We start from the raw sequence: 11,549 nt of genomic DNA, 5'->3' as shown, positions 1-11,549 counted from the left end.
GGGGCTGGAAGCCGTGCGATTCTGCGTGGTCCTGAAGGTTTTGGGGATGAACATTTTCCGGGCGACGCGTTACCGGAGGGCGAAAAATGGGGGCGGCCCCAGGTCAGGGGGCCTGAATCTCCCTGTTTTGCGCCTGCTTTTTCATTTCAAAGAACAAATTGTGCGCCTGTGGGAGAAGATGGGCTTGAATCCGGGTGGAAAACGGATTCGGATTGATATCCGCTGTTCATCGCCCCATTTCAGGCTGCAACCCGATTTTTAACTTTTTACCTGGGCATCAATCTTGATCTTTGGTGTAGGAAATGGTCATGTAATTGCCATTCGTATCTTCAACACGGTCCAAACACCATTTAAAAATACGTGCAGCGTCCGGTCTGTCGTAAAGGCGCGATCCATCTGTGCTTCCGAAATAAAATTTTGTACCATCTGTGGTTGTTGCGACCCAGGAATCGCCTTTCTTCTCATATTTCGTGAATTTGCTTTCAATTTTTTCGCCATAAAAACCTGCGCCCCATTCGCTTCTGTGAACAAGCTCTCTCGAAACGCCGCTCGTGGAGTATACATAATTGTCGGTAGAATAGTCCAAAAGGGGGGCTGTGTTTCGTGTTATGGAGCCCAGATTCAAGTCCCAGCCGAGTCCAACCCACGAATTCTTCCCATAGCTGCTATAGACCAATTCAATTTTGGGAGTGATCTTGCCTCTTCCTGCCGGAACTTGTATTGGTATACGCGTCTGGACCATCCCGGACGAGGTTGTGGTTTCCAATTGCAAGCCATTCTCCGGCGCGTTTATTTGGGACTCCATAAACTGAGATGAAAAGGCGCTTGAGAAAAGAGCAAGGACAATTACAACAGCCAGCAGAAAGAACTTATACTCTATCAGGATACATTTAACAGACTTCACGAGGTGCTCCTTTACAGCATTTGATATGCACGATTGTTTCCTTGAAACCATAAAAAATAAGGGGTTTCATGGCCCGAACCCCCTGGATAACCATAGCAGATTGCTATATATCAAACTTTCAATGGCATTCCAACATTATTATCAGTATAATCCTCATCGTAATTATGATAAATTCCATAATCTAATGATTTTAAATAACATTTTGTTATAGCACATACTATTAAAAAACGACATATATGGTCCTAATCCAACAAACAGGAAACAATCCGTCGTTGCGAAAAAGAGCGCTATAATCACAACAGCGGCTCCAACGCCGATTGCGGCGATGCGTATGCCCGAATGAACGCCTTCTGTATAGGCTTGAGGGATCCAAATAATGAACAGATTACACTCTACTGGAATCTTCAATTCCATGCTTTCCATGTTGAAAATAAGGAAAATTGTACACGCAGGATTGGCGGTGAAAGACTAGGGGCGATGAGAATGGACCGGCTTTTTGTGGAAATCCTCCGGGAGGTCAATGGGCCTGCTTTTTAAAGGGAGGTTGCTCCAAAGGCCATTTTGTTGGATTTTGCGTGGCTCAACCGCAACCTACGATTTCAGCGCCGCCCCTACAGCGAGGGGACCTCGCGACTACAGGCAAGGGAACCTTGCAACTACGGACAGGAAAACTTGCTATCGCACTCGCCCGCCCCAGCCGGCCTTGATGACCGCGCCGTCGTCGAGGACCTGAATCACGCGGGTTTCGTCAAGATGGCGGAGGTATTCCACAATCACCTCCCGGTTTTTTTCCGTTTCCAACTCGTGCTTGCCGATGGGCGTGAGATACCGGACCAAGTCGTCAATATGCACTCTGCCGCTGTGATTCTGAATGTAGGACAAGGCCTTTTTCTTGATGTACCAGGGCGCGGACATGCGAAATACGGCAAGCATGACGGCGAAAAAGGCGAAAGGCAGCACTACCACCCCTATATAGGTATTGACCTTCCAGGCGAAAAAATCGATCAAAACCAGGAGAATGGCCATGGAGGCCAACACCCTGGCCGGTTCAGGCGTTTGAAAAGATTGCACTATTATCCACCCTACTTTAAAAAAAATACAAATTGTCAGGCCTGCGAAAGCGGCTGTCTCCCCCCGTTACAACGCTGGCCCCATGTTGTACCCACAGCCTAGATTTCGAGGGGACACGATACTTATCTTAAACATCGTCCCGGACGATTTTAATCGCTTCCTTTGAGATAAGTTCATGTCCCCCGAAATCTTGTACTCTACTTGACAGGGGCTGCCCAAGGCGGGCTCGCCCGCCCTTGGGGCCTAAATTGGGCCGGCCAGCCGCGGCAAACCCATCATTCCCGAGTCTGTAAACAACCTGCGCCCCCGGAAGACTTAAAAAACTCAAAGACACTGGGTCCCCGTTTCCGCCTTTGCGTCATGATGATTGCAAAAACCCGCAATCATCCCGCCGCAAAAGCTCCACGGGGATGACGAAGAGCGGCGGCGTCCTTTTTTGGCCGGATTCTATAAGCGCCTTACGCCCGCCGTTCTTCCACAATTTATAAAATTTTCCCGGCCGCGCCTTTGGGCCTGCGGCTCTATACTTATTCATCGTGCTCGGAAAAATACTCGGCCTCGTAGACCTCCACCTTGGTGTCCGGGTCCTGCCAGCAATTGGGGGACATTCCCCCTTTTCTGCAAAGCTGAATCAGAAAATTCTGGGGATTGGAAAGCTGATCCCACACCTGGGGCAAAAAGGTGGAGCGCCGCCCTCCGCGGCTTAAAATCACCCCGTGCACGCCGGGCTTGAGCTTGGACAAAAGATCCTTGCCGTCCGTAAACTCGATTTCCTCGGGCACGGTGAGAACGCTCACCTCCACGTCAATGTCGTCCAACTCCCTGGCTGACAGGGGAGGAAAGCGGGGGTCCCGAAACGCTGCGTTGTAAGCATTGGATTCCACGCCGTCCACCAGGGATTGCACGGGCTCGATGGTGCCGATGCAGCCGCGCAACTGCCCGTCTTTATGGATCGTCACAAAGCATCCCCGGTTTTCCTGGAGCAGCTTGGACGGATGCTCAGGCCGCTCAATTTCGGCGTCGATCAGCTTGGAAGCCATCACGCTGCGGGCGAGTTTCAATAAATCGGATTTATCCTGATCGGAAGTATAGGAAGGCATTTTGCGTTCTCCTTTGGATTCTTTGACTGCTTCCGTAAATGCAATGGCTGCGTAGCCAACCACTTTGTCCTTGGATCCCGCGGTGTCCCCGGAGTTCCGGTAGTCCAGCAAGGTTCCGGTCCAACCCAGATTATCGGCGACCTTCATAACCGCGACCGTGGGAACCCAGCCGCAGGCCTTGCAATTTTTCATGGCCTCGTAATCCAGGTTCGGGATGGCCCGGCAGCAAACGCTGTCCATATTCTGCGCTGTTTCATAGGGATAGTAATGGGAAAGATCCGTGCTGGCAATAAGAAAAAATCCCCTTTGAACCAAGGGCTCGAGGGCTTCGGCCAATTTCTCGGGGTTGACTCCGCCTCCCAGCAAAATGGGTATGAACTCAAAATCGCCCAGAACAACCTGTAAAAAAGGCAGTTGCACCTCGATGGAATGCTCCTGGGCGTGGGCCTGATCCAGGCGGACGAACCCGGGAGATTCCGCCAGACGCTTGGCCTCGGGCGCCAAAGGAACCAGGCCGAGGGGAGTCCGGTACGCCGACACGTTGGGAATGGACGCCCCGCGATACCTTGCGCGATGGCTGGCGCCAATGATAATGACCTTGCGGACGTCCCTGGGCATTTTTTCATAGGAGGCGGCGGCCACGACGCCCGAGTACACATACCCGGCATGCGGCGCCACCAGAGCGCGAACCCGGCCTTTGACCGGGGTTTGCTTCGCCTCCCGCAAAAACTCTTTGACCTGCCTTTTTAATGTGCTGGGATTGGCGGAATAAAACGATCCCGCCACCGCCGGCGTCCTTACGTTTTCCATCTGCTCCATGGCAAAACCGTTTGACGCCAGCGACAAGGCCAACAGCGCCGCCCAAAAAACCGCAACGCATAGAGGGATGCGGCCTCGATCCATTATGCCGTCCTTTTTAAAAACCATATACAATCCCTTGGTCAGGCGCTCCGGCGATCACCACACGCCGGGGATAAGCCTGCTTCTGGTTTGTTGGGAATATTCCTTATAGCCTGCAAGCTCCTCCTGCAGCATATTGTCTTCCAGGGAGGTGCGCAGAATCACTGCGGCTATGGCAATTCCCGCGGGAATCAGGGCGTACGCGGCGCCTATGATCAAAGGGTCGGCCAGGGCGATGAGGATCATGGCGATGTATCCGGGATGGCGCACAAAACGGTATGGCCCGTCTGCAACGACCTTATGCTCTCTTTCCTTCTGAATGCGGGAAGTGCTTTCAAAGTGCCGGTTGACAATCATGGACCAGTGCAGCAGCAGAAAAAACGCCAGATAGCAGGCCACGCCCAGCACAGCAAAACCGGCCCCCAAAGGCGCCTGCAGGCGTCCGGCCATTTCCCATCCTGCAACCATTGGCCCGGCAATCAGCACCATCATAAAGTAAACGAGCAGGATTATTTTATCCCATGCCTTGGTTCCCTCTCCCATGGAAGCCCGCTGGTTGGCCAGGTCGGGCGCGGCCCTGGCCATGATATACGCCCCCAGGACCCCCCCGAGCATGTGCAGACCGTAGGTCAGCCACGCCCTGGGCACATCCATGCGTCCTGCGGCGACGAAAAACACAACTGCCATGATGAGGGACCACCTGATGGGCCCCCGGAGATTTCTGGCGCCGTCCTTGGTCAGCTTTTTTTCCACCAGAATCGCTTCCTTTCAGGACCAAACGCCTTGGATGGGCGTGCGGCAAAAGGGGCAGCACCCGTTTTCCACACCATCGTACTCCAGGTAATAGCCCCGTCTTTTTACCACGGTTTTATGGCATGAAGGGCACTGCACCGGATTGTTCACGCCGGGAATGTTTCCCAGATACACGTGCTTCAGCCCTTCTTGTTCAGCTGCTTCGCCCGCTTGCTTCATAAAGGCCACCGGCGTGGCCGCAAGGTGAACCAGCCTGTAATTGGGATGAAACCGGGACAGTTGAAACGGCGTTTCCGCTCCCAGGTTCTCCGCAACCCAACCGGCGACCCGTCTGATGACGTCCAGGTTGTCGGTGTAGGTGGGAACGACCAGGTGGATGACTTCCACCCAGACTCCGTTGTCCTTGTAAATCTTGATCGCTTCCTGGACTGGGGCCAGATGGCCGCCGTTCAGTTCCATGTAAATTTTGTCGGACAATGACTTGAGGTTCAGGGCCGCGCCGTCAATATACTTGCTCAGGCGGCGTGCGGGCTCAGGGCGGATGTATGCGTTGGAAACCAGGATGTTCTTGATTCCCTGCTCCCTGGCCGTTTTGGCCGTGTCCAGCATGTATTCATAGTAGGTGGTGGCTTCCGTATACGTATAGGCGATGCTTTTGCATCCGTATTTTTTTGCGTGGGCGACGATGGTTTCCGGCGGCTTGTAATAGTTCCTGGTCTTGTCCGGCGTGGTTTGGGAAATTTCCCAGTTCTGGCAATTAAGGCAGGTGAAGTTGCAGCCGGCCACGGCCAGGGAAAATGCCTTGCTGCCAGGCAGAAAATGGTGCATGGGCTTTTTTTCCACCGGGTCCACGTTCAACGAGCACGGGTTGGCGTAGGAAATGCTATAGAGCTTGCCGCCCAGATTGACTTTGGTTCCGCACTTTCCGCGATAATCCGGAGTGATGAGGCAGGTGTGAGGGCATGTAAGACACTGGACCGAGCCCCCGCCTAAGGTCTTGTAAAAATAGGCCTCTTTCATGGTCCGGGAATCAAAAGTCAACTCCTGGGCCAGGGCGCGGCTTAAGGGGAACAGGATGCCCTGTCCCGCCGCAGCCGCAGCGGCTTTGAGAAATGTGCGCCTTGTGGAAGCCATGGGCGCCCCTCCTTTGCACGCATAGGCCGTAATAGGGAAGCAAGATGCGCCATGCCGGCGTGACGAACAGCCGTTTTACAATGGTTAAAATAAGCATTAAACAGCGGAAAGTCAAAGCGGACGCCGGTCTGCGGCAAGGCCCTTATCCGCCCGCCGGGTCTCTTTTGCGGCTTTGGATGTAAAACTCAGGGTAAATAGACCTTCCAGATGTAAAACCAGGCGCCTAAAATGCCCGCTGCAATGGCAAAATATACATATTGCTTCCACTTTCCGGGCACGATTGCAATGCCGTGCTTGTCCGGGTCGCCCACCTTGCGGCGGCAGGCGTGGCAGGTCGTATCGGCCAAAGAAAGTATTGTGGAGCAATACGGGCATTTTTTGGAATAGATTTTTGTGGGAGTCGAGGAACCCTGGGCAGTCATGATAAAAATCCTTCTTGCTTAAAGTTATACAAACGCAGCCATGGAGCATTGTACTCCATGGCCGCGCTGATTTCCATCAAAAATCAAATAACAGGGATAAGCTGTTTAACCTCCCCGCGTTCTCTCAGAACGTCCAGCGCGTCTTCCAAAACCCGGGACCTCTTGCCCCAAAGGAGCCGCTGCTTGATGCTCTCTTTCTGATCGGCGAAACCCTCGGCTTCGGGATACTTCTCCTCCAGCACGCAGGTGACGAACACGCCTTTGACGCCTTCCACGGGAGCGTCCGGGTACGGGTTGGCGGCGTCGGCCATAAAAGCGGCCGTTGCAACGGCGGGCTCATCGCCTAAATCGGGAATATAACCGCCCCGCTTGAAAAAGCCGGTGTTCTTGACTGTAACGTTATAAGCTGCTGCAGCATCTTCCATGCTCTTGCCGCCCTTGACCTCTTCCAGAAATTCAGCAGCTTTGTCTACGGCCGCCTGCGCCATGATCTCTTTTTTGACGTCAGCCGCCACTTTGGCTTTCACCTCAGCCAGTTCAGGAATGATCGCCGGCTTCTTGTCCAGCATCCAAATGATGTAGAAGCCGTCGTCAAACTGCAGCACGTCGGAAAAGGAGTCCTTGTACATGCCAAAAACTTCATCCGCCATTTCCTGCGGATTGGCTACGCCTGCTGGGCCCTCCTCCGTAAAATAATCCGAGGTCTTTAGTTCCACGCCCGCGTCCGCCGCTGCCTTGGCCATGTCCATATCAGACAACAGATTGTCGAAGGCCGCCTCGGCCGCATTGTATGCCTCGTCCAAAGCCACATCCGCAGCCAGCTTGCTGCGAATGGACTCCTCCACCTCGCTCAGCTCCTTGGTTCTGGCTTCCTTAATCTCCTCCACCTTAATGATATGGAAACCGAAATCCGTACGCACAGGATCGCTGATTTCTCCGGCGTTCAGGGCGAAGGCCGCGTCCTCAAACGGCTTGACCATCCTGCCGCGGGGGAAGAAGCCCAGATCGCCCCCGGTTTTAGCGGTGGGGCCGTCCGAGAACTCCTTGGCCAATTCAGCAAAATCCTCGCCGGCCTTGGCCTTGGCTTCTATTTCCTGGGCCTTTTTCAGGGCTTCCGCCACTTTTTCCTCCGGAGCGTCCTTGGCTAAAGAAATGAGGATGTGACGCGCATGCACCTGCTGGTCTTCGTAATAGCTGTCCAGGTTATCGTCGTAAAAGAGCTCTATCTCCTCCTGGGGAATGCTTACCTTTTCCAGAAAATCCTTGGGGTTGAAATACAGGTAGGAAACCTTGGCCATGGGAAGGGTTTCGTAATCCTCACTGTGAGCGTCATAATAGGCCTGGATCTGGTCTTCGGTCGCCTCCACGTCCGTAAAGGTGGAAGGCTCGAACAGCACGTATTTCATGCTGACTTCCTTGCCGTCCCAATTGTACCACTGCATGGCTTCTTCATCGGAAACCTGGGCCATGGCCATCAAATAGGAGCGGATCTTGGTGGAAAGCATGTTCCGCGCTTTTTCGGCTTCATAATCCTTGCTTGTAACGCCTGATCTGGCAAGGATATATTGATACCGCTCCGGGTCAAACTGGCCGCTGCTGGTCTGGAAGACTTGAGTTTGCGCAATATCCTGCACCAGCTCATCTTCCGTGACCTGCATGCCCAGATCCCTGGCATGCTGGAGCAGCAGCACGTTATCCACCAGGTCGTCAAAGACGTTTTGCCGCAGAAGATCGTAGTCAAATGAGTCCCCGAACTTTTCGCGGTTATAATCATAGACGTTTTTGTACATCCGCTCAAAGGTGTTGCGGGAAATCGTCTCTCCGTTAACCACCGCCAAACGATCCCCCCGGTTCTGAAACGAACTGTATCCAAACGAAAATACAAACACCAAAACGATGATTCCCAATAGAATTTTGATAATCCAAGACGTTGCGTGCTCACGCATCATGCTAAGCATTGGCGGATTCCTTCCCTCTTAGGTCTGAGGCGATAAACCCGGACGCCGTGGATTCGGCGTCCGGGGGTTGGGTTTGCTAATTTTGCTGAGCTCTGTACCAGTTGAGTTTCCCCCCGGCGGAAAGAACCTGCCGCTCAAATGGATTGAGATCGATTCTTACGGGAATGGTCTTGCCGGTCGTAATGTTTTTCAGGTCAAAGCTATCTTTTTCGAGAATATTTTCCAAAGCGTTTTCCAGGATTAAAACATCTCCCTGGCTGACGTCATCCAAGGCCTTGGGGTCTGCAAAAATAAGGGGCAATATGCCGAAATTAATCAGGTTCGCCCTATGTATGCGGGCGAAGGACGCGGCGATTACGCCCCGGATTCCAAGATGCATGGGCGCCAGCGCGGCATGCTCCCGGCTGGACCCCTGTCCGTAGTTTTCTCCGGCCACGATAAATCCGCCCTGCTTTTCCTTGGCCCGGGCCGAGAAGCCTTCGTCCACCAAAGAAAACACATACTTGGAAATTTTCGGAATATTGCTGCGGAAACTCAAAATATGCGTGCCTGCGGGCATGATGTCGTCCGTGGTGATGTTGTCAGGCAGCTTAAGCAACACCTCGCCCGAAACCTCCCGGCCCACGGCCTTGCCCAAAGGCAACGGCTTGATGTTGGGTCCGCGGAGAATTTCCACGCCGCTCCCGTCCTCCGGCGGATAAACGATTCCAGCCTCCAGGGTCGGGTAGGTTTCCGGCAGGCTGATCTGCGGGGCCTCGCCCAGATCCCTGGGATCGGCGAACTTGCCGGCCAAGGCCGTGGCCGCGGCCGTTTCCGGGCTCACCAGATAGGCGCCGGCGTCTTTGGTGCCGCACCGGCCTAAAAAGTTGCGGTTCATGGTGCGGACCGTAACGCCTCCGCTGGGCGGCGCCTGCCCCATGCCGATGCAGGGGCCGCATGCGCATTCCATAATCCGGGCGCCGGCCTTGATCAGGTCGGTAAGCTCTCCGCTGTCGGCCAGCATGGTCAAAACCTGCCTGGAGCCGGGGGAAATCACAAGGCTTAGTTCCGGCGGAATCCTTTTCCCTTTCACCATGGCCGCCACCGTGGCCAAATCCTTATAAGAGGAATTGGTGCAAGAGCCGATGACCACCTGATCCACCTTGGCTCCCTCCAATTCCCGAACCTCTTTCACAAGGTCGGGCATGTGGGGGCATGCAGCCAAGGGGACGAGCTTGGCAAGATCGATGTCAATCACCCTGGAGTACTTGGCGTCCGCATCAGGCTCCAGGCGGGTCCATGCGTCCTCCCGGCCCTGGGTCTTTAAAAAGGCCAGGGTGTTGTCGTCGCTGGGGAATAGGGAGGTTGTCGCCCCAAGCTCGGCGCCCATATTGGTGATGGTCGCCCTTTCCGTGACGGACAAGGCAGCAACGCCCGGGCCGGTGTATTCATACACCTTGCCCACGCCGCCCTTGACCGTCTCCCTGCGCAAAACCTCCAGGATCACATCCTTGGCCGCCACCCAGGGGGGCAACTGGCCGGTAAGATGCACAGACACGACTTCGGGCATGGGAAGCGTGAACGGCTCTCCGGCCATGGCCATGGCCACGTCCAGGCCGCCGGCGCCAATGGCGACCATGCCGATGCCGCCGCCCGTGGGCGTGTGGCTGTCGGACCCCAACAGCGTGCGGCCGGGAACGCCGAAGCGCTCTAAATTCAATTGATGGCAAATGCCGTTGCCCGGCTCCGAAAAAACCATGCCGTACTTGGCGGCTATGGTCCTGAGAAAACGGTGGTCGTCAAAATTATAAAAGCCCGACTGCAGCGTGTTGTGATCCACGTAACTGACCGAGAGGTCCGCCTTGACCTTGTCGATTCCCAGGGCCTCGAACTGGAGGCAGGCCATGGTGCCGGTGGCGTCCTGGGTAAGAGTCTGGTCAATGGGCAGCCGGATGGGGGTTCCGGGCTCGGGTATGGGATCTATCCCGTGATTGGACAGAATTTTTTCAAATAGGTTCATGACAAGCTCTCCCGCTCATACAAAGCAATAAAATTAGGCGGCTACGAACCTCTCTGTTTAACATCCCGGCCTGTTTTCGTCAACCGGAACTAAGCGCCGTATGGCGGAGAAAAGGGATGGCGGGGCGGCCTTTCCAGCCCCTTTTGAGAAAGCCGTTGGAAATCGCGGGCGCCCATGGCGCCGGGCGGGAGCCCTAGTGGAGAAGGTTTTGCAGATCGTAGCCGACAATGCTTTGAATTTTCGCCATCAAATAATCCCTCTTGTAATAGGCGAACACCGCAATGGCAATCAGATAAATGAAGCGCCTAAGCACGACCGTGTAGTCCCAGAATTCTTTGAATTGGGCCCGTTTTTCGCGAACCCAGCGCCAGCGCTCCCGGCTTCGGGCTTTTCTCTCCGCCGCGCGCTGGGCTTTTCTAACCAACCTGGCGTGCTTTCTCTGGGCAATTTTCTCTCTGGACAGGGCGGTTTTATCCAGCTTGGCTTTTTGCTTGGCCATGGCTTTTATATGCTGTATCTTCCGCCTTTCCTGCAAAATCCTGCCGGGAGCGGCCAGCCACTCCACAAAGGCGTCGGTTTTTTCGTTGAATATTTTGACAAAACGCTGGCCCAAGGGCAGGCCGCGCCGGGCTTCCTTGGCCAGGCGCCGGGCCTCTTTGGCCGCCTCTTTCCGGCGCTTTTTTTCCACCCGAGCCAGGGCCTTGGCCTCCAGGATCGGCCGCCTTCTTTCCATGCGGGCCTTTTTCCTGGCTAAACGGGCCTTTTTAGCCTGAACCATGGAATCGTGGATCGCATGGAACGGCGTCATGATGAAATCGGCGATTCTCTGAAAAAAATCGTTTAAAAACCTTACGATCCTGCGCAGCAGGCGAAGCCCCTTGCTTTCTTTACGGCGCTTATTCTTTTCTTCCTCCCTGGCCATAAGCACCTGCCAGCGTTTTTGAACAGCCGCCACCTTTTTGGCTTCCTTTTTGTCCACCGCAATTTGTTTTGCTTCTGATGAGTCGCCGTTTGCCATGGGGGAGTCTCCTGTAAAAAAAATACGCCTGAAATAATATCGGGAACTTACCGAAAATGCAAGCGGGAAGAGACTCCCCAAAATCCGCGATTGGATTTGCCGGAGGGGTGGTTTGAACATTTCAGGGCGTTTCAGCCCTTGTTTTAGGAGTCCGGCGGACTCATCGCCCCCTCCAGGATGGCCAGGGAAGAATCCTCAGCCTGTTTTTTAAGGAAAAGGCCGCACCCCTCCCTCAGACCTTTGCCAAGTCTTTTTTCCGCAAACCATTGAACGCAGCTTTTGTCACCCAT

General features: G+C 54.4%; 10 protein-coding genes. 1 reads left to right on the top strand and 9 read right to left on the bottom strand.

What is annotated here, in order from left to right; translation table 11 throughout:
• Positions 1-262 (top strand): hypothetical protein (locus tag BUE18_RS28370; RefSeq protein ID WP_211482849.1); only part of this gene is annotated, 262 nt, incomplete at its 5' end.
• 15 nt (positions 263-277) lie between these two features.
• Here the strand turns inward: BUE18_RS28370 and BUE18_RS26785 are convergent.
• From BUE18_RS26785 to BUE18_RS26740, 9 genes are all read right to left on the bottom strand, one after another.
• Positions 278-904: a SpvB/TcaC N-terminal domain-containing protein gene (locus tag BUE18_RS26785; RefSeq protein ID WP_073479194.1), complete on the bottom strand. Its 627-nt coding sequence runs from the start codon at positions 902-904 to the stop codon at positions 278-280.
• Positions 905-1,579: 675 nt separating this feature from the next.
• Complete coding sequence (locus tag BUE18_RS26775) at positions 1,580-1,975, bottom strand: hypothetical protein (protein ID WP_073479192.1); 396 nt, start codon at positions 1,973-1,975, stop codon at positions 1,580-1,582.
• 527 nt (positions 1,976-2,502) lie between these two features.
• Positions 2,503-3,978: an AmmeMemoRadiSam system protein B gene (gene amrB / locus BUE18_RS26770; RefSeq protein ID WP_170868485.1), complete on the bottom strand. Its 1,476-nt coding sequence runs from the start codon at positions 3,976-3,978 to the stop codon at positions 2,503-2,505.
• A 54-nt stretch (positions 3,979-4,032) separates the two neighbouring features.
• Positions 4,033-4,728: a methyltransferase family protein gene (locus BUE18_RS26765; RefSeq protein WP_073479191.1), complete on the bottom strand. Its 696-nt coding sequence runs from the start codon at positions 4,726-4,728 to the stop codon at positions 4,033-4,035.
• A 15-nt stretch (positions 4,729-4,743) separates the two neighbouring features.
• Positions 4,744-5,862, bottom strand: coding sequence for an AmmeMemoRadiSam system radical SAM enzyme (amrS, locus tag BUE18_RS26760; protein ID WP_073479190.1), 1,119 nt, complete (start codon positions 5,860-5,862; stop codon positions 4,744-4,746).
• Between the two features lie 185 nt (positions 5,863-6,047).
• The gene (locus BUE18_RS26755) at positions 6,048-6,284 is read right to left on the bottom strand and encodes a hypothetical protein (protein WP_073479189.1); all 237 of its coding nucleotides are present in this window, start codon (positions 6,282-6,284) and stop codon (positions 6,048-6,050) included.
• An 83-nt stretch (positions 6,285-6,367) separates the two neighbouring features.
• Complete coding sequence (locus BUE18_RS26750; protein WP_073479188.1) at positions 6,368-8,242, bottom strand: SurA N-terminal domain-containing protein; 1,875 nt, start codon at positions 8,240-8,242, stop codon at positions 6,368-6,370.
• Positions 8,243-8,318: 76 nt separating this feature from the next.
• Entirely contained in the window at positions 8,319-10,241 is a 1,923-nt protein-coding gene (locus BUE18_RS26745) for an aconitate hydratase (protein WP_073479187.1), read from the bottom strand.
• Between the two features lie 193 nt (positions 10,242-10,434).
• Positions 10,435-11,259, bottom strand: coding sequence for a hypothetical protein (locus BUE18_RS26740; RefSeq protein WP_073479186.1), 825 nt, complete (start codon positions 11,257-11,259; stop codon positions 10,435-10,437).
• Positions 11,260-11,549 lie beyond the last annotated feature (290 nt).

This window comes from Desulfatibacillum alkenivorans DSM 16219 (assembly GCF_900142135.1).
GTDB classification, from domain to species: domain Bacteria; phylum Desulfobacterota; class Desulfobacteria; order Desulfobacterales; family Desulfatibacillaceae; genus Desulfatibacillum; species Desulfatibacillum alkenivorans.
The sequence above is the reverse complement of the archived record's forward strand: the minus strand, read 5'-3'. Positions and strand labels throughout refer to the sequence as shown.